The following is a 26,380-nucleotide window of genomic DNA, read 5'->3' as shown; positions in this document are numbered from 1 at the left end:
CGGCGGGGGAGCGGTCGGTTGAGCTTCCACAATCCGAAGATGCCCTGGTCGGAGCTGGAACAGGTGCTCTCCGGCGGGTCCGGCGGCGGGCCGGCGGGCCGGGGCGCGAAGGGGCGGGGCGAGCGGCACCTGCACGTGGTGGACCCGCTCGCGGTCGACGCCGACGGTGGCGACTCCCCGGCCTGGAGCCGCAAGCGGCAGCACTACGAGCCGCCCGAGCTGCCCCGACCCGACGACACGGTGCCCTACGCCGAGTTGCACGCGCACACCAACTTCAGCTTCCTCGACGGCGCCAGCCACCCGGAGGAGCTGGCCGAGGAGGCGGCCCGGCTGGGGTTGACCGCGCTCGCCGTCACCGACCACGACGGCTTCTACGGCGTGGTCCGCTTCGCCGAGGCGGCCCGCGCGCTGCACCTGCCGACCGTCTTCGGCGCGGAGCTCTCCCTCGGGCTGCCCGGCCCGCAGAACGGCGAGCCCGACCCGCACGGGTCACACCTGCTGGTGCTCGCCCACGGTCACGAGGGGTACGCCCGCCTCGCCGCCACCATCTCCCGGGCCCAGTTGCGCGGTGGGGAGAAGGGCCGCCCGGTCTACGGCGAGCTGGATGAGGTCGCCGCCGAGCTGCGCGACCACGTGCTGGTGCTCACCGGCTGCCGCAAGGGGCACGTGCCGGCCGCGCTGCTCACCGAGGGAGTGGACGCGGCGGCCCGGGAGCTGGACCGGCTCACCGCGCTCTTCGGCGCCGACACGGTGGCGGTGGAGCTGACCGACCACGGCAACCCGGTCGACGCCGACCGCAACGACGCCCTGGCCGAGCTGGCCGCCGCGGCCGGGCTGCCCACCGTGGCCACCAACAACGTGCACTACGCCACCCCGGGCCGGCGTCGGCTGGCCACCACCGTGGCCGCGGTGCGGGCCCGGCGCAGCCTCGACGAGATCGACGGCTGGCTGCCCGCCGCGGCCACCGCCCACCTGCGCAGCGGCGCGGAGATGGCGGCCCGGTTCGCGGCGTACCCGGGGGCGGTGGCCCGGGCCGCCGAGTTCGGCGCGGGGCTCGCCTTCGACCTCCAGCTGGTCGCGCCGCAGCTGCCGGCGTACCCGGTGCCGGCGGGGCACACCGAGATGAGCTGGCTGCGCCACCTGACGATGGCCGGCGCCCACGAGCGGTACGGCCCACCCGAGGCGCACCCGGAGGCGTACGCGCAGCTGGAGCACGAGCTGCGCATGATCGACGAGCTGGGCTTCCCCGGCTACTTCCTGGTCGTCTACGACCTGGTCAGCTTCTGCCGCGAGCAGGACATCTACTGCCAGGGGCGGGGCTCGGCGGCCAACTCGGCGGTCTGCTACGCGCTGCGGATCACCAACGTGGACGCGGTCCGGCACCGGCTGCTCTTCGAGCGCTTCCTCGCCCCGGAGCGGGACGGCCCGCCCGACATCGACGTGGACATCGAGTCCGACCGCCGCGAGGAGGTCATCCAGCACGTCTACGCCCGGTACGGCCGGGAGCACACCGCCCAGGTCGCCAACGTCATCTCGTACCGTCCCCGGTCGGCGGTGCGGGACGTGGCCAAGGCGTTCGGCTTCTCGCCCGGGCAGCAGGACGCCTGGAGCAAGCAGATCGACCGCTGGGGGTCGGTCGCCGCGGTCGACGTCGAGGACATTCCCGAGCAGGTGGTGGCGTACGCCAACGAGCTCCAGACGTTCCCCCGGCACCTGGGCATCCACTCCGGCGGCATGGTGATCTGCGACCGGCCGGTGATCGAGGTGTGCCCGGTGGAGTGGGGGCGGATGCCCGGCCGCAGCGTGCTCCAGTGGGACAAGGACGACTGCGCCGCCGTCGGGCTGGTCAAGTTCGACCTGCTCGGCCTGGGCATGCTCTCGGCGTTGCACTACGGCTACGACATGATCGGCGAGTCCCTCGACCTGGGCGACATGACCCTGGACGACCCCGAGGTCTACGACATGCTCTGCCGGGCCGACTCGGTGGGCGTGTTCCAGGTGGAGAGCCGGGCCCAGATGGCCACCCTGCCCCGGCTCAAGCCCCGCGAGTTCTACGACCTGGTGGTGGAGGTGGCGCTGATCCGTCCGGGCCCGATCCAGGGCGGCTCGGTGCACCCGTTCATCCGGCGCAAGAACGGCCAGGAGCCGGTGACGTACGCGCATCCGCTGATGCGCAACGCGCTGGAGAAGACCCTCGGCGTGCCGCTGTTCCAGGAGCAGCTGATGCAGCTCGCCATCGACCTGGCCGGCTTCGACGCGGCGGGGGCGGACCAGCTGCGCCGGGCGATGGGGGCGAAGCGGTCGGTGGAGCGGATGGCGCAGATCGCCGACCGGCTCTACGCCGGGATGGCCGAGCGGGGCATCACCGGGGAGCTGGCCGACGACGTCTACCGCAAGCTCACCGCGTTCGCCAGCTACGGCTTCCCGGAGAGTCACGCGATGAGCTTCGCCTACCTGGTGTACGCCAGCTCCTGGCTCAAGCGCTACCACCCGGCCCCGTTCCTGGCCGCCCTGCTCAACGCTCAGCCGATGGGCTTCTACTCGCCGCAGACCCTGGTCGACGACGCCCGCCGGCACGGCGTCGAGGTACGCCGGCCGGACATCAACGCCAGCGGTGCCAGGGCGGTGCTGGAGTCCACCCCGCAGACCCGGTGGGGCAGCGTGCCCGGTGAACCGCCGCACGCCTGGGGGCTGGGCGGTCCGGCGGTCCGGCTCGGGCTGTCCGGCGTACGCACCCTCGGCGACGACGTGGCCGAGCGGATCGAGGCGGAGCGGACGGCGCACGGCCCGTACGCCGACATGCCGGACCTGGCCCGCCGGGTGGGTCTGACCGCCGCGCAGCTGGAGGCGCTGGCCACCGCGGACGCCTTCGCCTGTTTCGGGCTGACCCGGCGGCAGGCCCTCTGGGCCGCCGGCGCCGCCGCCCAGGACCGGCCGGGCCGGTTGCCGGGCACGGTGACCGGCGCGGCGGCGCCGACCCTGCCCGGGATGGAGGCGGTGGACCGCCTGGTGGCCGACGTCTGGGCCACCGGCCTGTCCCCGGAGAGCCACCCGGCCCGGTTCGTCCGGGACCGTCTCGACGCGTTGGGCGCGGTGCCGATCGCCCGGCTGGGCCGGGTGGAGCCGGGGCAGCGGATCCGGGTCGGCGGGATCGTCACCCACCGGCAGCGGCCGGCGACCGCGGGCGGGGTGACCTTCCTCAACCTGGAGGACGAGACCGGGATGCTCAACGTCACCTGTTCGCCGGGGTTGTGGCAGCGCTACCGGACGGTGGCCCGGACCAGTGCCGCGCTGGTGGTGCGCGGGCGGTTGCAGCGCCACGAGGGGGTCACCAGCCTGACCGCCGACCGGCTGGACGCGATCGACCCGCCGGTCGCCCCGGCCTCCCGGGACTTCCGTTGACGCCGTGCCCCGCCCCAGGTCACCGATGAGGGGCGTGGATGCGTCACAAAACGGTTTGAAGAGCCGGAGAAGGGGAGACGTCCAGGCCTGTTCGTGATCATATTGTTGATCACGCTGGTGCAGGTGAAACTCAGCAACAGGTTCGTGTACCACGAGGGGGAGGAAAAGTGACGGGGATCTACGGCCACAACGGCGTGGCCAACTCGCGGCGTACCCGGTTGGGGGCCGGCTGGCTGCCGACGCACCACATCGAGCCGCGGGAGCACGAGGTGACCGACGGTCCGGTCGCCAACGCCCGGCGTTCCCGGGCCGAGGACGAGGCCCCGGGCGGGACCGAGTCGTGACCGCGGCGGTCGCGCGGCGTGGCCCCGCCGGTCTCCGCGTGGGATCCGGTCGACCCCCCGCCGCGCCGACCGTCGACACCGGCCGCAAGGGCTGAGTGGCGCGGGTGACTAGGCTCGGCGGCGTGGAGCAGACCCGAACGCTGACCCCCCGTACCGCCGTCATCTGGGCGGTCCTGGCGGCCGAGCTGGACCGCCGGGCCGGCGAACGACTCACCGTGCTCGACGTGGGCGGCGGCACCGGCGGTTTCGCGGTGCCGCTCGCCGAGGCCGGCCACCAGGTCACGGTGGTCGACGCCAGCCCCGACGCGCTGGCCGCGCTGACCCGCCGGGCCGCCGAGGCCGGGGTCGCCGACCGGGTACGCGCGGTGCAGGGCGACGGTGACGCGCTCGGCGGCCTGGTCGAGCCGGCCGCCGTCGACCTGGTGCTCTGCCACTCCGTCCTGGAGGTGGTGGACGACCCGGCGCCGGTGGTGGCCGCGCTGGCCGCCGCCCTGCGCCCGGGCGGGGCGGCCAGCGTCCTGGTCGCCGGCCGGGCCGCCGCCGTGCTCGGCCGGGCGATGAACGGCCACCTGGACACCGCCGCCGCGCTCGCCGCCGACCCGGCCGGCGCCGCCGGGCCGCGGGACACCCTGCGCCGCCGCTACGACGCCGACGGCGCCACGGCGCTGCTCACCGCCGCCGGGCTCACCGTGCAGGAGATCCACGGGGTACGCGTCCTCGCCGACCTGCTGCCCGCCGCGGTGGCCGACGGCCAGCCGGCCGCGCTGGTGGAGTTGGAGCGGGCGCTGGCCGCCCGGCCGCCGTACCGGGACCTCGCCGCCCAGCTGCACCTGTTCGCCCGCCGCCCGGCATGACCGCCCCGCCGGTCGACCCGCTGGCCCGGGTGGCGCCCGCGTACGACGGCGGCAGCCTCGCCGACGTGCTGCCCAGCGCCCTCGCGGTGCTCGGCGTCCCCGGTGTCGCCGACCCGCTCGGCCTGGTGCCGCGCCTGGACGGCGTACGCCGGGTGGCGGTGCTGCTGGTCGACGGGCTCGGCTGGTACCAGATCCCCACCGCCGCCCGGTACGCCCCGACGCTGGCCGGCCTGGCCGCCACCGCGGGCCGGCCGCTCACCTCGGGTTTTCCCTCGACCACCCCGACCAGCCTGGTCACCCTCGGCACCGGCCGGGCGCCCGGCGCGCACGGGGTGCTCGGGTTCCGGGTGCGGGTGCCCGGCACCGACCGGGTGCTCAGCCACATCGAGTGGACCGGCGACCCGGAGCCGCTGCGCTGGCAGCCGGTGGCCACCCGGTTCGAGCAGGCCCGGGCCGCCGGGGTGGCGGTGACCGTGGTCAGCCGCCCGGAGTACGGCGGCAGCGGGCTGACCCTCGCCGCGAACCGGGGTGGCGACTACCGGGGCGCCGCCGACGTCGACGAGCTGGCCGTCCGGATGCTCACCGCGCTGGCCGCCGGCGCGGGGCCCACCCTGGTCTCCGGCTACCACCCGGACCTGGACCGGCACGGGCACCTCAGCGGCGTCGACTCGGCCCCGTGGCGGCTGGCCGCGACCGAGGTGGACCGGCTGCTGGCCCGCCTGGTCGACGGCCTGCCGCCGGACGCGGCGCTGCTGGTCACCGCCGACCACGGGCAGCTGAACGTGCCGTGGGCCGACCGCTTCGACCTCGACACCGACCCGCGGCTGCGGGCCGGGGTGCGGGTGGTCGCCGGCGAGCCCCGGGTCCGCTACCTGCACGCCGAGCCGGGCGCGGTCGACGACGTGGTCGCGGCCTGGTCGACGGTGCTGGGCGGGGCCGCGCGGGTGCTCACCCGCGACGAGGCGGTGGCCACCGGCTGGTTCGGGCCGGTGCCCGAGGAGCACCTGCGTCGCATCGGCGACGTGGTGGTCGTCTGCCAGGGGACCGCCGCCGTGGTGGCCAGCCGGTCGGAGAACCCGGTCGAGGCGCGGCTGGTGGCGTACCACGGCGCGGACACGGCGGCCGAGATGACCATTCCGCTGCTGGTCGTCCGCGGCTGACCGCCGGGGTGTCGGACCCGGGGGCTAGCCTGCGGGGATGGGTCGGAGCCAGTCGTTGCCGCGCGGCGGTGACCCGCGCTTCGGGCCGGACGCCGACGACTCCGGCAGCCCGATCCTGCACGTCGACATGGACGCCTTCTTCGCCTCGGTCGAGGTGCGTCGCCGGCCCGAGCTGCGCGGCCGGCCGGTGGTGGTGGGCGGCATCGGGCCGCGCGGCGTGGTCAGCTCCGCCAGCTACGAGGCCCGGCGGTACGGCGTCCGCAGCGCCATGCCGACCGCGCGGGCCCGGTCGCTCTGCCCGCACGCGGTCTACCTGCCGCCCGACTTCACGCAGTACACGGCGGCCTCCCGGGCGGTGATGCAGATCTTCCGGGACGTCACCCCGCTGGTCGAGCCGCTCTCGCTGGACGAGGCGTTCCTCGACGTGGCCGGCGCCCGGCGCCTGTTCGGTCCGCCCGTCCAGATCGCCCGGCTGATCCGCCGCCGGGTCGTCGAGGAACAGCGCATCACCTGCTCGGTCGGGGTGGCGCCGAGCAAGTTCGTGGCCAAGCTCGGCTCCACCCGCGCCAAGCCGGACGGCCTGCTGGTGGTCCCCGCCGACCGGGTGCTCGACTTCCTGCACCCGCTGCCGGTCGACGCCCTGTGGGGGGTGGGGGAGCGGTCCGCCGAGTCGCTGCGCCGGCTGGGCCTGGCCACCATCGGCGACCTCGCCGAGGCGCCGTACGGCATGCTCCGCCGGGCGGTCGGCGACGCGGCCGCCGGTCACCTGCACGAACTGGCCTGGGGCCGCGACCCTCGGGCGGTCACCCCGGAGCACGTGGAGAAGTCGATCGGCGCGGAGGTCACCTTCGACGCCGACGTCGCCGACCCGGTGGAGATCCGCCGGTCCCTGCTGGCGCTGAGCGAGAAGGTGGGCGTACGCCTGCGCGGCGCCGGTCAGGTCGGCCGGACGGTCACCCTCAAGGTGCGGCTGGCCGACTTCCGCACCGTCAACCGGTCCCGCACCGTCGGAACCCCGACAGACGTGGCCCGGGAGATCTTCGACACGGCGTGGGCGCTTTTCACCGCCCTCGACCCGGGCGAGCGGATCCGGCTCGTCGGTGTACGCGTCGAAGGGCTGACCGCGGTGGCCGAGACGCCCCGCCAGCTCACGCTGGGCGCGCCCGAGCGCGGCTGGCGCGAGGCCGAAGCCGCCGCGGACGCCGCGGCTGCCCGATTCGGGCGATCCGTCATAGGTCCGGCCAGTCTGTTGGGGCGCCGTGATCATCGACGAAATGAAAATCCACCCCGGCCGTAGGTCGTCCCGCTTTCCGACGCGCGACCCCCCTCGTAGACTTGCGGGTAAGCAGCCGGTTGGCTGCCACGGTCTGTTGGCCCGTCCGGGTCGACCAAGCGTGACCGGGGAGGAGTGCCGTGCCGCTCTCGGAGCACGAGCAGCGGCTGTTCGAGCAGATCGAGCGGTCGCTTGCCGAGGACCCCAAATTCGCCTCGGCCGTGCGCGCCAGCGATCCGCGCTTCCACGCGCGGCGTCGCCTGCTCGTCGCTGCCGGTGTGGTGATCGTCGGCCTGGCCCTGTTGGTCTATGGCGCGGTGATCAAGACGCCGCCGCTGGCGGTGGCGGGTTTCGTCGTGATGTTGGCCGCGCTGGGCTACGCGGTGCAGTCGCAACGCCGGGCCCAGTCGCCCGACCTGCACGTGGTGGGCGGCACGACCAGCCGTCGGCGTCCGCGCGGGCGCAGCGGCGGCCGGCGGCCGTCGTTCCTCGACCGGCTGGAGGACCGCTGGCGACAGCGCCCGGAGGGCCACCGCTGAGCCGCCCCGGCCTCAGGGCCTGAGCCACCCCGGACCGTGCCCGGCCCGGATCCCCAGGCCGGGCTGGGCGTCTGCTGGTGTCCGGAGGGGTTCGGCCGGTGGCCGGATCGCGCCCTTGCAGTAGGTGGGGTGGCCTCCGGACGCATCCGGCACTGCACGAATCTGGCCGCTGGAAACGGACATCCAACCCGCCGCGACGCTCGGTGGCACCGGTGAGTGGAACGCCATGGCTGTCAACGGGGCCCGGAGACACCCGTGGTGTTCCACTCACGGCCCCGACCATCCGCACGCCCAGCCCTGTACCCCGACGCCCCGCCCCAACAGCGCGTGGACCGTGGGTGTCTGGGAGATCCGAAGTTGCCGGACTTTGCCCGGGGCCCCGGCCGGGGATCCGGGGGCCGGGCCGGCGGGCCGGTCCGCCGAGCGGCGGGAGGCGCTCGGCGGACGCGGCTGCGACGAACCCGGACGACCGGAAGGGTCAGCGGGCGGCCCGGTCGGCCAGGATCCGGCGCGGGTTGAACCGACGGGCCAGCCGGTAGCGGCCCAGGCTGAACGTCGACACCAGGCCCGACGACCGGTCGGCGAAGCCCGTCCGCCAGCGGTGCAGCACCGATGGCGGCAGCACGGCGGCCATCAGCCGGGTACGCCGGTCGGCCCGCGCGGCCAGTTCGCCACGGACCGCCCGCAGCGCCGGGTGCAACTCCTCACCGGTGAGCGGCTGACGCGCGTAGCGGGCCCGCTCCTCGGCCCGGCCGAGCAGGCGTACCGCCCCGCCGGCCGGGGTGTCGCCACCCAGCTCGTCCCGGACCAGCCGGTCGGCGGTGGCCCGCGGGGTCTCCGTCCGGTCGACGAGGACCCGGTAGTCGACGAGGGTGTCCAGCAGCTCGTCCCACGCGGCATGGGCGTCGGCGCGAGCCCGGTCCGGGTCCGCCCCGACCACCACCATCCGACCGCCGCCGGCCGCTTCCGCGGGGACGTCGGTCGGGCTCACCGTCGGACGTGCCGCGGCGCGGGTGACGCGTCGCCGACGTAGGGCCATCCGGCGCAGCGCCGGCAGGGCGAGCAGGGCCAGCAGGGTGAGGATGCCGGCGGTCCACCACGGCCAGACGGGCGCCTGCCGGGTCGGCCCGCCGGCGCTCCCGCTGAACCCCTGGTCGGTCTCCTCGTCGGCCTTGTCCCGGGGTGCCGGGCCGGCCGACGGGTCCGTGTTGCCCGGGGCCGCGGTGCTGCGGGTGGAGGGGGAGACGTCGGGCGGCGCGTCGGTGTCCGGCGCCCACGCCGACCGGGTCGAGCCCTGCACCGCGTACGCGGGGGTGGCGTCGAACGGGACCCAGCCGATCCCGTCGAAGTAGACCTCGGTCCAGGCGTGCAGGTTGCGGTTGGTCAGCACGTACGTGCCGCCGGAGGAGTTGCTGCCGTTGGTGAAGCCGAACGCCACCCGGGCCGGGATGCCGGCGGCCCGCACCAGCCAGGCCATCGCCACGGCGTACTGCTGGCAGTAGCCCACCTTGTTGGTCAGGAAGTCGGTGATCTCGTCACCGCTGCTGCCGTCCCCGGTGGTCTTGGAGTAGCTGAAGCCGTTCTCCACCGAGAAGTAGTCGTAGATCCCGCGGACCTTGTCGTACTCGGTGTCCTTGCCCTGGACCAGCTTGCGGACCAGCTGATCCACCGCGCGCACCGTCGGGGCCTGGGTCTGCAGCTGCTTGATCGGGTTGTCCGCCGCGAGCGGCTGGGCCCGGCGCAGCGCCTCCTGGGTGTACGTCGAGCGGACGTAGTCGAAGGAGTACTTCTTGCCCCGGGAGTTGTCCCGGTTGGAGAAGAGCACCTGCTGCCCCCGGTCGTACAGCCAGGCGCCGCTGAGGTCCCTGATCCGGGTCGGCTCGGCGTAGCTGGGCAGGAACGGCATGTTGAGGTTCTTGACCTCCACCGAGGCCTGGTACGTCCGCTGCTGCACCCCCGGCCCGGCCTTCGAGGTCAGCTCCGGCAGGTCTCCGTTGGCCGGCCGGCCGTTGGGCTGGCTGACCTGGAAACCGTTGGGCCGCAACTGGTCGGCGACCGCGTAGCGCAGGTAGAACGGCGCCTCCTCGTTGGTGTTCACCTTGACCATCTCGGTCTCCTCGGACTGGTTCAACTGCCCGCTGAGCGCCGCGAACAGGTCGATCCGGCTCGGAGAGCCGCCCTGCCCGGGCCGGCCGGTGCCGGTGCCGTTGCCCGAGTTGAGCGAGTCGAGCAGGCCGCCGGTCATCCCCGGCACCGCCAGCGGCAGGGCCACGGCCAGCGCGACACCCACCACCGCCAGGCGGCGGCCGGCGGCGGCCAGCGGCGACGCCTCCCACACGTCGATGTCGCGGCCGTCGCCGGTGAACCGGCGGCCGAACCGGCGGACCCGGTCGACGTTGTCGGTGAGCAGCAACCACAGGTAACCGACCGCGCCGATCGCGAACGGCACGGCGGGCACGCTGTCCACGTACACCGCCACCGGCACCGAGTAGATCGCCAGCATCGGCAGCCCGGCCAGCGCGGGGCGGCGCAGCCCGACCGCCAGCACGTCCACCACGATCGCCACGCCGCCGACCCCGAGCACGGTGACGAAGAGCAGCGGGTCGGTGTCCGGCACCTTGACGCCGTACGACCGCATGTCCTGCACCGACGCGGCCAGCAGGTCGCCGAAGTGGTCGATGGTGGCCGGGGTGGGCAGGAACGCGAGCAGCTCCGTGCCGCCGGGGAAGATCCAGGTCAGCGCGAGCAGCAGGCCGGCCAGCATGCCGAGGACCTGTCCCCAGAGTGGCACCCGGACCATTCGGGCCAGCGCGGCGACGCCGGCCACCACGGTGACCGCGACGGCCGCCTGGACCAGCCAGGTCCAGCGTTGGAAGATCGCCGACAGCGGGGCCGCCGCGAGCAGGGTGGCCGCCGCCGCCACGAAGCCGAGGCTGCGTTGCCCGATCATGAACTCACTCCCGACGTCATTTCATCCCACCGGCCACCGTCTCGGCCATCGCCGCCCGCATCGCGAACCCCTGCGACCCGCGACCCGCCTGCGGCCAGAGCGCGGGCAGCCGGGTGCCGTGCTCCACGCCGATCACCCGCCACCCGCTCTGCAACAGGGCCAGCGCGGCGCTGCCGTGCGCGTGCTCGGCCTCGGCCCGCGCCTTCGCCGGCAGGTTCAGCCAGGTCGAGCTGTCCAGCAGGAACGCGACGCAGGTCGCGCCGTTGCCCCGCAGGCTCGCCAACAGCTCCGCCTCGGCGGTGCTCAGCGTGCCGAGCAGGGCGATGATCAGACCACCGTCGGCGCGCTGGCGGACCTGCTGCACCAGGGTGCTCAACTCGCCCCGCTTGTCCAGCCGGACGTCGGCCAGGTGGTCCAGGATCACCCCGTCGCCGGCGGCCTCGTTGGCGTCCGCGTCCGCGCCCGCGCCGGTCACCAGGCGCAGCTTGTAGCCGGCCTGGCGCAGGTGCACCGCGACGCTCGCCGCGGCCGAGACCGCCCACTCGAAGCTGGCCGTCGGCCCCTCGCCCCGGTGCCCGTACGCCCGGGTGTCCAGCACGACCGTGGCCCGGCTCTCCCAGGGCTGTTCCTCCCGGCGCACCATCAGCTCGCCGGTGCGCGCGGTGGACTTCCAGTGCACCCGACGCAGGTCGTCGCCCATCCGGTACTCCCGGGTGGCCGCGTCGTCCTCGCCGTGCACCGCCACCGACCGGGCCCGGCTGTCGCCGCTGCCCGCGTACTCGCCGGGGAGACGCACCGACGGCAGCGGGGTGACCTGCGGGACCACCGTCAGCCGGTCGATGCTGGGGAAGGCCCGGGACAGCTCGCAGAGCCCGAACGGGTCGGTCATCCGGACCACCAGCGGGCCCACCTCGTACCGGCCGCGCACGTCCGCGCGGACCGTGTACGCCACCGAGCTCGCCTGGTGCGCGCCGAGCCGCTCCAGCACCACCCGCGGCCGGCTGCCCAGGGCGTAGGGCAGCCGGTCCTCCAGCAGCAGCGTCCCGGTGGGCAGCCGGGACAGGTTCTGCAGGCGCAGCACCACCCGGGAGCTCGCCCCCACCGGCGCCCGGTGCGGCTCCAGGGACCGGTTGCAGGCCAGCTTGTAGCGGCTGCGCCCGACGTACGCCGCGGCCAGCAGCGGCAGCACCGCGAGCAGGACGGCCACCCTCAGCAGGTCCTTCTCGCCGAGGATGGCCGCGGAGATCGCGGCGGCGACCGCGGCGGCCAGGAACGACCGGCCGCGGGTGGTCAGGCCGCGCAGCCCCTCCCGCACGTCACGGCCTCCGCGGCTCGTACGGCCCGCGGCCGTTGTTCGGCGCCGGCCGGGTGTCGTACGGCGAGCGCTTGCGGTCGTGCGGCAACGGCAGCCGGTGCACCAGCTCGGAGACGATCGCGTCGGTGGTCCGCCGGGCGAGCTGCGCGTCGGCGGTCGGGATGATCCGGTGCGCCAGCACCGGCACCGCCAGCACCTGCAGGTCGTCGGGGAGCACGTAGTCGCGTCCCTCCAGGGCGGCCACCGCCCGGGCGGTGCGCAGCAGCTGGAGGGTGGCCCGCGGGGACGCCCCCAGCCGGAGGTCGGGGGCCTCCCGGGTGGCGGTGACCAGGTCGATGGCGTACTGCTTGACCGCGTCGGCGACGTGCACCTGGCGGACGTGGGCGATCAGCCGGCGGACGATCGCCGCGTCCGAGACCGGCCGCAGCTCCTGCAACGGGTCGGTGGCGCCGTGCCCGTCCAACATGGCCAGCTCCGCCTCGGGCCCCGGGTAGCCCATCGCGATGCGGGCGGTGAACCGGTCGCGCTGCGCCTCGGGCAGCGGGTAGGTCCCCTCCATCTCGATCGGGTTCTGGGTGGCGATCACCATGAACGGGGTCTGGAGCTGGTACGTCACCCCGTCGACGGTGACCTGCCGCTCCTCCATGCACTCCAGCAGCGCCGACTGGGTCTTCGGCGAGGCCCGGTTGATCTCGTCGCCGACGACCAGGTTCGCGAAGACCGCGCCCGGGCGGAACTCGAAGTCGTGGGTCTCCTGGTTGTAGACGCTCACGCCGGTGACATCGCTGGGGAGCAGGTCGGGGGTGAACTGGATCCGCCGCACCGAGCAGTCGATCGAGCGCGCCAACGCCTTGGCCAGCTTGGTCTTGCCGACCCCGGGCACGTCCTCGATGAGCAGGTGCCCCTCGGCGAGCAGGACGGCCAGGGCCAGCCGCACGGTGGCGGTCTTGCCCTCGATGACCTGCTCGATGTTGCCGACGATGGCTTCACTGGCGGCGCGGAACTCGTCGTGCGGCAGCAGACCGCCCACCTCGTCCCAGGTCTGTTGTGTCACGGGCCTCCTCCTCGTCGCCGGAACGGCAGCTCTGTAAAGAGCACCTGGACCCGCCGTTGGGTTCGCGACGTGCGAGCCTCGTCTGCCGCAAAAATCTCACTGGCCTCTCAGGCTATCCATGTTTCTCGTCACCGCCGACCCCCGCAGGCGGTCGGTCGGTTACGCCCCGAATATTCGCCCGTCCGGGGATCTCCGGGAGCAACGGGACGATCACACCGCGTTCCGTCGGCCGTCCCGGCGCGTGGGCGCGCCGACGTGCGGTCGGGCCCGGCGCGCTACACTGCCGGTCATGGCCGGAGTCTTCCTGCTTCTTACCGAGCCGTGCTGATCCGCTGACGCGCGACAGCACGGCCGCCCCTCCTGCGCGAGGGGCTTTTTTGTGCCCGCAAGCAGAAACTCCCCATGTCCGACATGACCGCGCCGAGGAGACGCCATGAGTGAGGCAGCCGCACCGGCCACCGACATTCCCCCGTACCGGTACACCGCCGCCCTGGCCGGCGAGATCGAGCAGCGCTGGCAGGACACCTGGCAGCGGGAGGGCACCTTCCACGCGCCGAACCCGACCGGCCCGCTGGCCGACCCGGGCCACCCGCGCGCCGGCGCCGAGAAGCTGTACGTGCTGGACATGTTCCCGTACCCCTCCGGCGCGGGGCTGCACGTCGGGCACCCGCTGGGCTACATCGGCACCGACTGCTTCGCCCGCTACCAGCGGATGGCCGGGCGCAACGTGCTGCACGCGATGGGCTTCGACGCCTTCGGCCTGCCCGCCGAGCAGTACGCGGTGCAGACCGGCACCCACCCCCGGACCACCACCGAGGCGAACATCGAGCGGTACAAGGAGCAGCTGCGCCGGCTGGGCCTGGCCCACGACGAGCGCCGCTCGGTGTCGACCATCGACACCGACTTCTACCGCTGGACCCAGTGGATCTTCCTGCAGGTCTTCAACTCCTGGTACGACACCGAGGCGAAGCGGGCCCGCCCGATCGCCGAGCTGATCGCCGGGTTCGAGGGCGGCGAGCGGGCCACCCCGGACGGCCGGCCGTGGGCCGAGCTGACCGTCGCCGAGCGGCGGGCGATCGTCGACGACCACCGGCTGGCGTACGTCTCGCAGGCGCCGGTGAACTGGTGCCCGGGGCTGGGCACCGTGCTGGCCAACGAGGAGGTCACCGCCGACGGCCGCTCCGAGCGGGGCAACTTCCCGGTGTTCAAGCGGAACCTGAAGCAGTGGATGATGCGGATCACCGCCTACGGTGACCGGCTGCTGGAGGACCTGGACACCCTGGACTGGCCGGAGCCCATCAAGCTGCAGCAGCGCAACTGGATCGGCCGGTCGCAGGGCGCGCACATCGACTTCGTCACCGGGCAGGGGCCGGTGCGGGTGTTCACGACCCGCCCGGACACCATCTTCGGCGCCACCTACCTGGTGCTGGCGCCCGAGCACGAGCTGGTCGACACCCTGGTCCCGGCCGCCTGGCCCGAGGGGACGCGGGAGGCGTGGACCGGTGGGCACGCCAGCCCGCGGGCCGCCGTCGAGGCGTACCGCAAGGCCGCCGCGGCCAAGACGGACGTGGAGCGGCAGTCGGACACCCGGGAGAAGACCGGCGTCTTCACCGGCGGGTACGCCGAGCACCCGGTCACCGGCGCCCCGGTGCCGATCTTCGTGGCCGACTACGTGCTGGCCGGCTACGGCACCGGCGCGATCATGGCGGTGCCGGCCGAGGACGAGCGGGACCACGCCTTCGCCGAGGTCTTCGAACTGCCGATCGTGCGTACCGTGCAGCCGCCCGAGGGTTTCGCCGGTGGGGCGTACACCGGGGACGGCCCGCGGATCAACAGCGCCGCGCCCGACGCGGGCCTGGACCTGGACGGCCTGGGGCTGGCCGACGCGAAGGCCCGGGCCATCGCCTGGCTGGAGGCCAACGGCAAGGGCACCGGCGCGGTGACCTGGCGGCTGCGCGACTGGCTGTTCTCCCGGCAGCGTTACTGGGGCGAGCCGTTCCCGATCGTCTACGACGAGACCGGCGCCGCCATCGCGCTGCCCGAGGAGATGCTGCCGGTCGAGCTGCCCGAGGTGGACGACTTCTCGCCGAAGACGTTCGACGCCGACGACGCCGCCAGCAACCCGGAGACCCCGCTGTCGCGCCGGCGCGACTGGGTGGAGGTCGAGCTGGACCTGGGTGACGGCCCGAAGCGGTACACCCGCGAGACCAACGTGATGCCGCAGTGGGCCGGCTCCTGCTGGTACGAGCTGCGCTACCTGGACCCGACCAACACGACCCGGTTCGCCGACCCGGAGAACGAGCGGTACTGGATGGGGCCACGCTCCGCCGGTGACTGCGGGGGAACCGACCTGTACGTCGGCGGCGCCGAGCACGCCGTGCTGCACCTGCTGTACGCCCGGTTCTGGCACAAGGTGCTGTTCGACCTGGGCCACGTCTCGTCGTTCGAGCCGTTCCGCAAGCTGTTCAACCAGGGCATGATCCAGGCGTACGCGTTCCGCGACTCCCGGGGCGCCCCGGTGCCGGCGGAGGAGGTCGTCGAGGTCGACGGCCGGTGGTTCCACGGCGAGACCGAGGTCGCCCGCGAGTACGGCAAGATGGGCAAGTCCCTGAAGAACGTCGTCACCCCGGACGAGATGTGCGCGGCGTACGGCGCCGACACCTTCCGGGTGTACGAGATGTCGATGGGCCCGCTGGAGGTGTCCCGCCCCTGGGACACCCGGGCGGTCGTCGGGTCGTACCGGTTCCTGCAGCGGGTCTGGCGGGCGGTCGTCGACGAGGAGAGCGGTGAGCTGCGGATCACCGACGAGCCCGCCGACGAGGCGACGAAGCGGCTGCTGCACAAGGTGATCGACGGGGTCCGCGGCGACATGGAGGGGGTCCGGTTCAACACCGCGATCGCCAAGCTGATCGAGCTGACCAACGCGATCACCCGGCTGCCGGCCACCCCGCGCGAGGTGGCCGAGCCGCTGGTGCTGATGCTGGCCCCGTTCGCCCCGCACGTCGCCGAGGAGCTGTGGCGCAAGCTGGGTCACGCCGGTTCACTGGCGTACGCGGACTTCCCGACCGCCGATCCGGCGCTGCTGGTGGCCGAGACCGTCACGTACCCGGTGCAGGTCAACGGCAAGGTACGCGGCCGGATCGAGGTCGCCGCCGACGCGCCCGAGGACGAGGTCCGGTCGGCGGCGCTGGAGGCGGTGGCCGGTTCGCTGGCGGGCAAGGAGCCGCGCAAGGTCATCGTGGTGAAGGGGCGGATGGTCTCGGTCGTCGCCTGACCACCGCGTCCCCGCTGTCCGTCCGGCCGGCGAGGGCGTGGTCGCTCGACCCGCCGTGGAGGCCGTGACATGTTGCATGTCGCGGCCTCCACGCGTCTGGTGGATCCGGTTCGCGGCATGTGGCGTGGGGCGGTCTCGCCGCGTCGGCCCGTGCCCGGGTTGCGGCAAGTCGTGGCTTCCGGCGGGCGCGTGGACCCCAGTGCGGCGACTGGCGAGACGTCGTGGCGCTGATGGGCCGGCTTGCCGCAACCCGCTGCGGCGCGGTCCGGCCGGTTCTCGCAGTGGGGAGGTGGACGCCCGGTCTGCCGTCCGCCGGGAGTGATTTCCTGATTGAGCGTGATACCTGAGAGTCATAGATATTCCCCAGAGTCATCACGCTCCTCCGCGTTGTCGGACCTGGATTCGACCCGCCGCGGCCAGGCTGGCCCGTCGGCCCGCTCGCGTCGGGCCGGCTCGCCGGCTCAGCCCAGCAGCGCCGCCGTCACCGCGTCCCGGTGGGCGACCAGCCAGTGCTGCCAGGCGCGTACCCCGTCGACCGCGCCGGCGTCGCGCAGCCGGCGCATTCCCGGTCGGTCGAGGTCCGCGCCGGCGTCGATGCCCCGCCAGGTGTACTCGATCTGGTGCAGCATCACGTCGACCAGTTCGGCCCGGTCCAGCCGGCCGCCGCCGGCCGTGTCGTCGCGGGCCGCGCCCCTGCCGGTCGCGCCCGTGCCGGTCGCGCTGGCGGCGGCGTCGTAGCCGGCGCAGAGCAGCCGGGCCCGCCGGCCCAGCTCGCCCGGGTCGGCGCCGTCGCCCAGCTCGGCGAAGTGCCACGCCGCGAACGCCACGTCGTCGATCCGCCGACCCGGGGCGGCCAGGTCCCAGTCGAGCAGCGCCACCGGTAGCGGCCCCTCGGGGGAGTCCCGGTAGACGGTGTTCTTGGGGGACAGGTCCAGGTGGCAGACGGTCTGCGCGGCACCGGCCAGTTCGGTGCCCGCGCAGGCGTCGTGCAGCCGGCGGATGAGCGCCGCCAGCCGGGTCAGGGCCGCGTCGCCGCGGTAGCCGGGGTCCTCCCGCTCCCGCCAGGGAACACGCCCGTCGACGTGGCTGAGCACCTGCCGGCCCCGCTCGTCGTAGCCGAGGTGCCTCGGCGCGAGGCCCGGCGCGGCCCGCTCCAGGTGCCGCAGCAACGCCTCGACGAAGTCGGCGTTGGCCGGTCGGGTGCGCCGCACGGTGTCGCCGATCCGCACCACCTCGGTGACGAAGCCGCCCGGCAGCAGCTCCTCCTGGCCGGTCACCGGCAGCCCGGCAGCGGGGGCAGCCGGTCCAGGTGGATCAGCGAGTACGCGTGCCGCTCGGGCGGGACCGAGGTGTCGTCCGGATCCAACAGCAGGGCCGTGCCCGTCAGGGACGGCAGCGTGTGGTCGGCGGCCAACCGGGCGTACGAGCCGCTGCGCAGGTCGGCCACGTACCAGCCCTGCTTGAACTCGAAGACCACCAGGTCGCCCACGGCCCTCGGACGACCGACCGTCCGGAACGGGTCGGCCCAGTCCGGCACGGCGGGCGGCGGCGTTCCGGAGCCGTGCGGGACGAGCGACGGCGGCGGACCCTTGGGGGCGGGCGGGACGCGGAACAGTCGGACGGGTGCGGGCCACCCCGGCCGCCAGGCGGTCAGCGTCAGCTCGTCCCGGGAGGTCCACGCGGTGGTGAGCCCGTCGGTCGTCAGCATCTGGGCGGACAGCGGGCCGGGCGGCACCGCGGGCTCGGCACCGGAGGAGCGCAGCCGCCGGGCGGTGTCGTCGTACCAGAGCAGGTCGTCACCGCGGAATCCGACGGCGGTCACCCAACCGCTGGCCACCGGGCGGCTGGTCCCGGCCGCCAGGTCGTACCGGACCACCTCGGAGCGGTGCCGGCCGAGCACCCGGGTCACCGCGAGCGTGCCGTCGTGCAGGAGCAGACCGGGCATCCCGTTGGTGTCGGCGAGCTGCCGGGGCTCGCCGCCCGCTCGCGCGTCCCAGACGAAGAGCTCCCCGCCCCCGCTGCCGTGCGGGGCCGCCCGGCCCAGGTCGCTGCGCAGGTAGACCAGCCAACGGCCGTCGAACACCGCCCACAGCGGAAGGGTGAACATGTCCGGCATGGTGGCCACCTCCCGCCGGCTGCCGTCCGCCCGCTGCCAGACCAGCGTCATCGGGGCGGCCGCGGTGCCCTCGGCCACCGTGGCGAACGCGGACCGGCCGTCCGGTGCGGGGACCAGCCCGACCCACCGCTCACCGGGCCGCTGCGGCAGCCGGCTGTCGCGGATCGCGTCCCGCCAGCTCTGCGGCAGGGGGACGGAGCAGAAGTCCGAGGTCGGCGGGGTGGTCACCCGGGTCGCGGGCGTCGCTTCGACGCCGGCGGGGGACGCCGACGCGGCGGGCGGGCCCGCCGGGGTGCACGCGGCGAGAAGCAGCGCCACGGCCGCCGACGCGAGGGCGGCGGTGGGTCGGCGGAGCCCGGCCCGACGGGGTGGGATCACCGCCGCAGACTAGGCGGCGCCCCGGGCCGCCCGTCGGCCCGTCGGCCCGATCGACGTCGGGTCGTTATGCCACCGGTTCGGTAGGTGGGGCGGCCCGGCGCCGCCGCTCGGCGCGCCACCACCGGTGGATCAGCACCGCGCTGGCGATCAGGCCGAGGCTGGCCGGGGCGGCGGCGTACCAGTTGATGTTCCCGGGTGAGGTGGCGGCGGCGCCGATCGCGGCGTAGCCGAAGGCGGTGGGGGCGGAGGCGATGACGCTGCCGGCGAGGAACGGCAGCAGCCGGGCGCCGGTGGTGCCGTAGCCGTAGCTGACCAGACCGAAGCCGGCGATCGGCAGCAGCCGGACGGTGACCACGCCGAAGACGCTCTGCCGGGCGAACCAGCCGTCGAGGCGGGCCAGCCGGCCGCGGACCCGTTCCGCGACGAACTCCCGGCCGAGCAGCCGGCCGACGGTGAAGCCGATCGCCGCGGCGAGCAGCGCCGCGCCGAGGGCGTACGCGGCGCCCGGCAAGGGGCCGAAGATCGCGCCGGTGGCGAGCGTGATGAAGGTCCGGGGGACCAGCGCGACCAGCAGCAGGGCCCCGCCGACGATCGCCACCACCGGGGCCAGCCCGCCGAGCTGGTCGGCCAGCTCGGGCAGCCGGTGCGGGTCGGGGCGGGGCAGCGTCGGCAGCAGCGCCGCGAACCCGGCCAGCAGAAGCAGCAGCAGGGCGAACCGTCGCGCCGACGGCTGCCGGAGCAGCCGCCGGGCGGCGGGGATCACGGCCGGGCGGCGGCGGCCACCGCGGCGCGGCGCTCGTTGCGCAGCCGGTCCGCCCAGGTGTCGTCCAGCGGGGGCAGCTGGTGGATGCCGGTGGCCCAGCGCAGCAGCAGGTCGGCCAGGGCGGGGTTGCGGGCCAGCGCCGGCCCGTGCGAGTACGTGCCGAGCAGCTTGCCCCGCCACGCCCCCTCGGTGGCGCCGTCGTTGCCGACCCCGGCGGTGACCCGGGCCAGCGGCGCCACGCCCGGGCCGAGGTGGGTACGGCCGCCGTGGTTCTCGAAGCCGGAGAGCGCCGGCAGGCCCAGCCGCGGGTCCACCTCGCCGGCCAGCTCGCCGACCGCGCGGGTCGGCCCCCGGTCGGAGGAGATGTCGAGCAGCTCCAGCCCGGCGCACCGGGTGCCCTTGGCGAAAAAGGACATCCCGAGCAGCTGGTAGCCGGCGCAGACGCCGAACACCACCGATCCCTGGGCGACGGCGCGGTGCAGGCCGCCGTCGGCCAGCAGCCGCTGGGCGCCGAGCGCCTGCGGCCCGTCCTCGCCGCCACCGATCAGGTAGATGTCGGCGGTGGCGGGCAGCCGCTGGTCGGAGCGGACCTCCAACACCTCGACCGGCATGCCGCGGCGCTGCGCCCGGCGGGCCAGGATCAGCGCGTTGCCCCGGTCGCCGTAGGTGGAGAGCAGGTCGGGGTAGATCCAGACGATGCGCAGGCTCTCAGTTGACACGGTCCAGCTCCGCTCGGATGTCCTGGAAGGCGGTGTAGTTGGCGATGACCTCGAGGCGACCCGGCGGCACCGCGCGGACCGCGTCGTCGAAGTCGCGGACGTGCTGGAAGGGCACGTCGTTGACGTCCAGCCGGACGGCCAGGTCGTACGCCCGGTCACCGGTGATCAGCACCTGCCGGCCGCGCAGCGGGGCGAAGTCGACGTCGAAGAGCCAGGAGGTGTCCAGGCCGTCGGGGTCCCGGGCGTTGATGGAGAGCAGGGTCGGCGCCACGTCGGCCATGTCGAACGCCTCCAGCCAACTGGCCGGGTTCTTGGCCAGCAGCAGCCGGATGTTGCGCCCGTCCCGGTCGACCTGGGCGTAGCGGCCGGCCACCGAGGTGACCGAGCCCAGCCGGGACACCGCGTCGACGGGGCGTACGCCGAACTCGGCGGCGACCGCGAGGGCGGTCGCGGCGTTGCCGACGTTGACCTTGCCGGGCAGCTGGAGGGTGACCTTGTGCCAGGCGCCGGTCGGGTCGATCACCCCGTCGTCCTCGACGGTCCACTGCGGTTCGGGCCGGCGCAGCGGGCAGCCGCTGCACCACCACTGCTCGCCGGAGCGCTGGATGGTGGAGCCGCACTCGGGGCAGACCCAGGAGTCGTCGTGCCAGCGCTGGCCGGCGCTGAACCAGGTGACGTGCGGCGGGTGCGCGCCCCGGGCCGGGTCGGCCGGCGGGGTGGCCGCCCAGACCACCATCGGGTCGTCGGCGTTGGCGACCACCCGGAGCTGCGGGTGCCGGATCAGCGCGGCCCGCCAGAGCTGCGCCATCATGGCGACCTCCTTGGCCCGGTCGAGCTGGTCGCGGGAGAGGTTCAGCAGGGCCACCACGTGCGGCTCGGTGGCCTCCAGCACCTGCGCGAGGTAGTGCTCGTCGACCTCCAGCACCGCGTACGGGGTGCTGCCGGCCCGGGCCAGCGCCGAGGTGTGCCCGGTGGGCATGTTGGCGCCGAAGGAGTTGGTGGCCACCCGGCCGAGCACGCCGACCGCCGCGGCGCAGAGCCGGGTGGTGGTGGTCTTGCCGTTGGTGCCGGAGACCAGCGCGATGGCGCGGCCGGCGGAGAGGTGGGCGAGCAGGTCGGGGTCGATCTTCAGGCCGATCCAGCCACCGATCACCGAGCCGTCGCCCCGGCCCGCGGCCCGGGAGAGCGCCCCGGCCGTCCGGGACACGGAGCTGGCCACCTTCGCCCGCAGGGGCATCTTCGCGTCCGTCACCCGAGCGAGGTTACCGGACCGGCGGTGCCACCAGATCGCCGCCGACGGCGAACCGTTCGGCCGGACCGCCCGGGCGACCGGTCGGCCGGCGCTCGGCCGACCGGGGGTGGACCGATGTCGGGAAGCGGACGCCGCCGGGCGCCGCCGGGGCCCTCCACTCCGCTCCACCCCCTCTGACGTGCGGTTTTGACAATTCAAACGGCGCGCCACGCGGGCGATTCTGGTTGCGGGTGGAGGGAAGTGGAGTAGAGTGGGGCGCGATGGTGAGGCCGGGAGGGCCCACCGGCCCGGGGGGTGGGCGGCGCCGCGAACGCCGTCTGGAAGGGCGAGGGGGTTGGGCCGATGTTCCTCGGCACCCACACCCCACGCCTGGACGAAAAGGGCCGGTTGATCCTTCCGGCGAAGTTCCGGGATGAGCTGGCGGGGGGTGTCGTGATCACCAAAGGGCAGGAGCGCTGCCTCTACGTCTTCCCGATGCCCGAGTTCGAGCGCATCGCGGAGCAGTTGCGCGCGCAGCCGATGACGCACAAGGCGGCCCGGGCCTACAACCGGGTCTTCTTCGCCAGCGCGCACGACGAGGTCCCCGACAAGCAGGGCCGGGTCACCATCCCGGCCCACCTCCGGGAGTACGCCGCACTCGACCGCGATCTCGTGGTCATCGGGGCGAGCACCCGGGTGGAGATCTGGGACCGGACGGCCTGGGAGACCTACCTCGCAGAGAGCGAAGACGACTTCGCCGACATCGAGGAGGGGGTGCTGCCCGGCGGTCTGTAGGGCGTGGCGACGCCCGACGTACTGCGAGATCTCCAGCCGCTTTCGAGTTCCTGGCACCCCTTCCCCGGTGCCAGGCGCACGATCCGTAACGGAGGGCCGCGGCCTCCGGCGGGCGGGAGCGGATGGGGATCTGGCGGTACGACGGCAAGCGTCGCCCGACGAGCAGGACGCGGAAGGAACGGACGGTTCAACCAGTGGGGGTCGACATGGGGGAGCTTCGCGGCACGCACGTGCCGGTGCTGCTCGAGAGGTGTCTCGAGCTGCTGGCCCCCGCGCTGGGGCGCAACGGTCGGACGGTTCACGTCGACGCGACGCTGGGTCTGGCGGGGCACGCGGAAGCGGTCCTGGAGGCCCATCCGAACACGGTGCTGATCGGTCTGGACCGGGACACCGAGGCTCTCGCCCACGCGCGGGTCCGGCTGGCCCGGTTCGCCGACCGCATCCACCTGGAGCACGCCGTCTACGACGAGCTGCCCGAGGTGCTGGACCGCCTGGGTTACCCGGAGATCGACGGGGTGCTGTTCGACCTCGGCGTCTCCTCGTTGCAGCTCGACGCGCCCGACCGGGGGTTCGCGTACGCGCAGGACGCGCCCCTGGACATGCGGATGGACCAGACCCGGGGGGTGACCGCCGAGGAGGTGGTCAACACCTACTCGCATCCGGACCTGGCCCGGGTGCTGCGGGTGTACGGCGAGGAGAAGTTCGCCGGAAGGATCGCCTCGGCGATCATCCGGGAGCGCGAGAAGGGCCGGATCACGTCGTCGGCCCGGCTCGCCGAGCTGGTCAGGGAGAGCATTCCGGCGCCAGCCCGACGAACCGGGGGACACCCGGCCAAGAGAACGTTTCAGGCTTTACGGATCGAGGTAAACAGAGAACTGGCAGCGCTGGAGACGGCGCTGCCGGCCGCTCTGGACAAGCTCTCCGTGGGCGGTCGCATGGTGGTCCTGTCCTACCACTCGCTGGAGGACCGGCTCACCAAGCAGGCGCTCGCCGATCGGGTCCGCAGTAAGGGCCCGATCGACCTCCCGGTCGAGCTGCCCGGGTCGGGTCCGACGTTCCGGCTGCTCAGCCGGGGCGCCGAACTCCCCGGGGACGCGGAGGTCGCCGCCAACCCGCGGGCCGCCTCGGTGCGGCTGCGGGCGGCGGAACGGCTCGACCCGGACGCGGAACAGCAGGGGCGGACCGACCGCGAACGGTACCGCCGGCGGGTCAAGGCGATGCACCAACCGGGAACGGGGTCGACGACGGGAGCCGAGGCGGCTCTCCCGGCGACGCCGAGGGACGGCAGTGGGACGGACGAAGAGGGGGAGGGAACATATGAACGTTGACGAGCGCGACCGCCGGGACCGTACCGGCGTCGGGCCACGCGCACCGCGGTCGGGGGGCCGGATCGCGGCGCAGCGGGCCACGCGCGGCGAGGCGGGAACGCCGACGGCGGACCGCGTACGCCAGGGGGAGACTCGCGCCCGGGGGGCGCGCGAGTTCCCGACCCAGGGCAGCGCCGCGCTGCGCCCGGCCGAACGGCCGGCGAAGCGGGAGACCGCGGCGGCGGGGCCGCGGCTGCGGGTCGCCCCGCCGGCGCCGATCTCGGTGCCGCGGGCGCCGTTCGCCGCGCTGGTCGTGCTGCTGGTGGTTGGCGGGGTGCTGGGCATCCTGCTGGTCAACACCAAGATCAATGAGAACGCCTTCCGGCTGGAGAAGCTGCACGAGCAGCAGGCCAAGCTCGACCTGGACCAGCAGCAGTTGGAGAAGGAGATCGCCGCGGCGGAGGCGCCGGGCAACCTGGCGGCCAACGCGCGCAAGCTGGGGCTGGTCGAGTCCGACGAGCCCGCGTACATCCGGCTGCCGGACGGTCGGGTGATCGGCGTGCCGCAGCCGGCCACCGGCCAGCCGGCCATCACCAGCCCGCAGGGCGCGGGGGGATGAGCCGTGCCCCCGAGATCGTCGGAGGACCCGCGCCGGGACGCCACAGGCTCCCGGCGCGGTTCGTCGTCCCGGGGTGGCCGGGTCGCTGAGCCGCGCGGCGGTGAGCCGGGGGTCGGCGGGATCTCCGGGGCCCGCGCGTACACCCCGCGGGGCCGGACCGTGCGGGAGAGCAACGAGGAGCGTGGCCGCGCGCCGCGCGAGGAACACAGCGTCGAACGGCCGGAGCGGAGCACCCGGGCCGCGGGTGGCGGCCAGCGGCGTACGCCCCGTAGCAGCCGGGCCGCGGACCCGTTCCGCCCCGCGTTGCAGGTGCTCGACGGCGGTCGCACCGGCCAGGCCCGGGCCGCGCGCCGGGACGCCCCGGCCGCCGGCCGGGGCGGTGTGGTCCGCACCGTGCGGGCCCGTCCGGTCGACGACGATCCCTTCGACGACGACGACCTGCCGCCGCCGCCGCGCCGCCGCCCCGGCCCGCGCGCCCCGCGCCGCCCGGACCGGCCGGCGGCCCGGCGCCCGTCACGCAAGCCGCGACGCCCGCCCAAGCTGGCCGACCCGAACCGCCGGCTGCGGCTGGGCACGCTGCTCACCCTGGCCCTCTTCGCGGTCATCGGCATCCGGCTGGTCTTCCTCCAGGCGACCGACAGCCCGGCGTTCGCCGGCGGCGGGGTCACCGACCGGCTGAGCCGGATCGACCTGCCCGCCCCGCGGGGCGCGATCTACGACCGGTCCGGCGCCCCGCTGGCGCACAGCGTCGAGGCCCGGTACGTCTCCGCCGATCCCACCCTGGTCAAGGACCCCGACGCCACCGCGAAGGCGCTCTCCCCGCTGCTCGGGGTGCCCGTGTCCGAGCTGGCGGAGAAGATGCGGCACCGGACCGGCCCCGGCTCCCGGTTCCAGTACCTCGCCCGCGGGGTGCCGATCGACAAGGCCAAGCAGGTCGCCGCCCTCAAGTTGCGCGGCATCGACCTGAGCCGCGACGAGCGGCGCGAGGTGCCCGGCGGTGACCTGGCGGCCAACCTGATCGGCTTCACCGGCGAGGACATGGTCGGCCTGGAGGGGCTGGAGGCCAAGTACGACGACGTGCTGCGCGGGGTCGACGGCCGGCGGCTCTTCGAGGCCGGCCAGGGCAACCTCGCCGCGCCGATCCCCGGTGGCTACAGCGAGACCACCCCGGCCCAGCCGGGCAGCTCGCTGGAGCTGACCCTCGACGCCGACCTGCAGTACCAGACCCAGCGGATGCTCAAGGCCCAGGTGGACAAGGTCAAGGGCAGCGTCGGCGCCGCCGTGGTGCTGGACGTCCGCACCGGAGAGGTGCTCTCCCAGGCCAGCCAGCCGACGTACGACGCCGCCGATCCCGGGCGCAGCCGGCCGACCGACCGGGAGGACGCCGCCACCAGCTTCGTGGTGGACCCGGGCTCGGTGCACAAGGCGATCACCTACGGCGCGGCGCTGCAGGAGGGGGTGATCACCCCGCAGACCGCCCTGCCCCTACAGGACAGCATCGTGAAGGGCGACGTCCGGTTCAAGGACAGCCACCCCGCGGGCGGCCGCAAGATGAGCATCCCCGGCATGCTGGCCTACTCGTCCAACGTCGGCACCATCGAGATCGGGGAGAAGCTCGGCCCCGACCGGCTGATCGACTACCAGAAGCGGTTCGGACTGGGCCGGCCCACCGGGGAGGGCATGCCGGGCGAGGCCTCGGGGCGGCTGCTGCCGGCCGACAAGTGGAGCGAGTCGTCGCACGGGTCGGTGCCGATCGGGCACAGTGTGGACGCCACACCGTTGCAGATGGCCGCGGTGTACGCGGCGGTCGCCAACAACGGCACCTACGTGCAGCCGCACCTGATCCGGGCCACGATCAGCGACGGCAAGCGGATCCCGGCCGCGCCGCCGGCGACGCACCCGGTGCTCAGTCCGCAGAACGCGGTGGCGTTGCGCAGCATGCTGGAGGCGGTCACCACGGTGGACCGGGCCACCGGGCTGGCCGCCGCGGTCCCCGGTTACCGGGTGGCGGGCAAGACCGGCACCGGTCTGCGCTACCTCGACGGCAAGCAGCAGCCCGGCGAGGTCGGCTCGTTCATCGGGATGGCACCGGCGGAGAACCCCCGGTACGTGGTGGCGGTCTTCGTCTGGGGTCCCACCACGGGCGGTGGCGGCACCTCGGCCGCGCCGGCCTTCCGGGACATCATGGGCTTCACGCTGCGCCACTACCGGGTGCCGCCGAGCAGTGAGCCGGCACCGAAGTTCGTGGTCTATCCACGCTGAGCGACCGGGGCGGGACATCATCGTT

Annotated in this window: 19 protein-coding genes; 11 read left to right on the top strand and 8 right to left on the bottom strand. The window is 74.4% G+C overall.

The window, feature by feature from the left end:
• The first annotated feature begins 18 nt into the window (after nucleotides 1–18).
• The 6 genes from GA0074704_RS22710 (at nucleotide 19) to GA0074704_RS22690 (ending at nucleotide 7,572) form a co-directional block, all read left to right on the top strand.
• On the top strand, nucleotides 19–3,402 hold the full coding sequence (locus GA0074704_RS22710) for an error-prone DNA polymerase (protein WP_088972376.1): 3,384 nt from the start codon (nucleotides 19–21) through the stop codon (nucleotides 3,400–3,402).
• A 167-nt stretch (nucleotides 3,403–3,569) separates the two neighbouring features.
• The gene (locus GA0074704_RS29095) at nucleotides 3,570–3,746 is read left to right on the top strand and encodes a hypothetical protein (RefSeq protein ID WP_172880729.1); all 177 of its coding nucleotides are present in this window, start codon (nucleotides 3,570–3,572) and stop codon (nucleotides 3,744–3,746) included.
• Nucleotides 3,747–3,850: 104 nt separating this feature from the next.
• On the top strand, nucleotides 3,851–4,600 hold the full coding sequence (locus GA0074704_RS22705; RefSeq protein WP_172880726.1) for a methyltransferase domain-containing protein: 750 nt from the start codon (nucleotides 3,851–3,853) through the stop codon (nucleotides 4,598–4,600).
• On the top strand, nucleotides 4,597–5,760 hold the full coding sequence (locus GA0074704_RS22700) for an alkaline phosphatase family protein (protein ID WP_088972374.1): 1,164 nt from the start codon (nucleotides 4,597–4,599) through the stop codon (nucleotides 5,758–5,760). The genes GA0074704_RS22705 and GA0074704_RS22700 overlap by 4 nt, the downstream gene beginning before the upstream one ends.
• A gap of 37 nt (nucleotides 5,761–5,797) precedes the next feature.
• Nucleotides 5,798–7,057, top strand: coding sequence for a DNA polymerase IV (locus GA0074704_RS22695; RefSeq protein WP_088972373.1), 1,260 nt, complete (start codon nucleotides 5,798–5,800; stop codon nucleotides 7,055–7,057).
• 116 nt (nucleotides 7,058–7,173) lie between these two features.
• Complete coding sequence (locus GA0074704_RS22690; protein ID WP_088972372.1) at nucleotides 7,174–7,572, top strand: DUF3040 domain-containing protein; 399 nt, start codon at nucleotides 7,174–7,176, stop codon at nucleotides 7,570–7,572.
• A gap of 478 nt (nucleotides 7,573–8,050) precedes the next feature.
• Here the strand turns inward: GA0074704_RS22690 and GA0074704_RS22685 are convergent, their stop codons facing one another.
• Genes GA0074704_RS22685 through GA0074704_RS22675 form a run of 3 tightly spaced genes read right to left on the bottom strand, consistent with a single transcriptional unit; the run spans nucleotide 8,051 to nucleotide 12,891 of the window.
• Nucleotides 8,051–10,522, bottom strand: coding sequence for a transglutaminase TgpA family protein (locus GA0074704_RS22685; protein WP_088972371.1), 2,472 nt, complete (start codon nucleotides 10,520–10,522; stop codon nucleotides 8,051–8,053).
• Nucleotides 10,523–10,538: 16 nt separating this feature from the next.
• A complete protein-coding gene (locus GA0074704_RS22680; protein WP_088972370.1) occupies nucleotides 10,539–11,837 on the bottom strand; it encodes a DUF58 domain-containing protein in 1,299 nt (432 codons plus the stop codon).
• Between the two features lies 1 nt (nucleotide 11,838).
• On the bottom strand, nucleotides 11,839–12,891 hold the full coding sequence (locus tag GA0074704_RS22675; RefSeq protein ID WP_088972369.1) for an AAA family ATPase: 1,053 nt from the start codon (nucleotides 12,889–12,891) through the stop codon (nucleotides 11,839–11,841).
• 433 nt (nucleotides 12,892–13,324) lie between these two features.
• Between GA0074704_RS22675 and leuS the strand changes: the two genes are divergently transcribed.
• A complete protein-coding gene (gene leuS, locus GA0074704_RS22670) occupies nucleotides 13,325–16,165 on the top strand; it encodes a leucine--tRNA ligase (protein ID WP_088972368.1) in 2,841 nt (946 codons plus the stop codon).
• 461 nt (nucleotides 16,166–16,626) lie between these two features.
• Here leuS and GA0074704_RS22665 read toward each other — a convergent pair whose 3' ends face one another.
• From GA0074704_RS22665 to GA0074704_RS22645, 5 genes are all read right to left on the bottom strand, one after another.
• Nucleotides 16,627–17,442, bottom strand: coding sequence for a phosphotransferase (locus GA0074704_RS22665; protein ID WP_197697569.1), 816 nt, complete (start codon nucleotides 17,440–17,442; stop codon nucleotides 16,627–16,629).
• The gene (locus tag GA0074704_RS22660) at nucleotides 17,439–18,659 is read right to left on the bottom strand and encodes a TolB-like translocation protein (protein ID WP_088972367.1); all 1,221 of its coding nucleotides are present in this window, start codon (nucleotides 18,657–18,659) and stop codon (nucleotides 17,439–17,441) included. The genes GA0074704_RS22665 and GA0074704_RS22660 overlap by 4 nt, the downstream gene beginning before the upstream one ends.
• A gap of 64 nt (nucleotides 18,660–18,723) precedes the next feature.
• Nucleotides 18,724–19,479 (bottom strand): TVP38/TMEM64 family protein, encoded by a 756-nt coding sequence (locus GA0074704_RS22655; RefSeq protein ID WP_088973892.1) that lies wholly within the window; start codon nucleotides 19,477–19,479, stop codon nucleotides 18,724–18,726.
• On the bottom strand, nucleotides 19,419–20,141 hold the full coding sequence (locus tag GA0074704_RS22650) for a type 1 glutamine amidotransferase (protein WP_088972366.1): 723 nt from the start codon (nucleotides 20,139–20,141) through the stop codon (nucleotides 19,419–19,421). The genes GA0074704_RS22655 and GA0074704_RS22650 overlap by 61 nt, the downstream gene beginning before the upstream one ends.
• The gene (locus tag GA0074704_RS22645; protein ID WP_088973891.1) at nucleotides 20,131–21,378 is read right to left on the bottom strand and encodes a MurT ligase domain-containing protein; all 1,248 of its coding nucleotides are present in this window, start codon (nucleotides 21,376–21,378) and stop codon (nucleotides 20,131–20,133) included. Before GA0074704_RS22645 ends, GA0074704_RS22650 begins: the two co-directional genes overlap by 11 nt.
• A 357-nt stretch (nucleotides 21,379–21,735) precedes the next feature.
• On the opposite strand from GA0074704_RS22645, the gene mraZ reads away from it, so the two are divergent.
• The 4 genes from mraZ to GA0074704_RS22625 all read left to right on the top strand — a co-directional run bounded on the left by mraZ (nucleotide 21,736) and on the right by GA0074704_RS22625 (nucleotide 26,355).
• A complete protein-coding gene (gene mraZ / locus GA0074704_RS22640) occupies nucleotides 21,736–22,167 on the top strand; it encodes a division/cell wall cluster transcriptional repressor MraZ (RefSeq protein WP_088973890.1) in 432 nt (143 codons plus the stop codon).
• Between the two features lie 206 nt (nucleotides 22,168–22,373).
• Entirely contained in the window at nucleotides 22,374–23,495 is a 1,122-nt protein-coding gene (gene rsmH, locus GA0074704_RS22635; RefSeq protein ID WP_088972365.1) for a 16S rRNA (cytosine(1402)-N(4))-methyltransferase RsmH, read from the top strand.
• Nucleotides 23,485–24,093: a hypothetical protein gene (locus GA0074704_RS22630; RefSeq protein WP_088972364.1), complete on the top strand. Its 609-nt coding sequence runs from the start codon at nucleotides 23,485–23,487 to the stop codon at nucleotides 24,091–24,093. The genes rsmH and GA0074704_RS22630 overlap by 11 nt, the downstream gene beginning before the upstream one ends.
• Nucleotides 24,094–24,096: 3 nt before the next feature.
• The gene (locus GA0074704_RS22625) at nucleotides 24,097–26,355 is read left to right on the top strand and encodes a peptidoglycan D,D-transpeptidase FtsI family protein (protein WP_088972363.1); all 2,259 of its coding nucleotides are present in this window, start codon (nucleotides 24,097–24,099) and stop codon (nucleotides 26,353–26,355) included.
• The last annotated feature ends 25 nt before the right edge of the window (nucleotides 26,356–26,380 follow it).

Origin of the sequence: Micromonospora siamensis (genome assembly GCF_900090305.1) — a bacterium.
Classification (GTDB): Bacteria; Actinomycetota; Actinomycetes; order Mycobacteriales; family Micromonosporaceae; genus Micromonospora; species Micromonospora siamensis.
The sequence above is the reverse complement of the archived record's forward strand: the minus strand, read 5'-3'. Positions and strand labels throughout refer to the sequence as shown.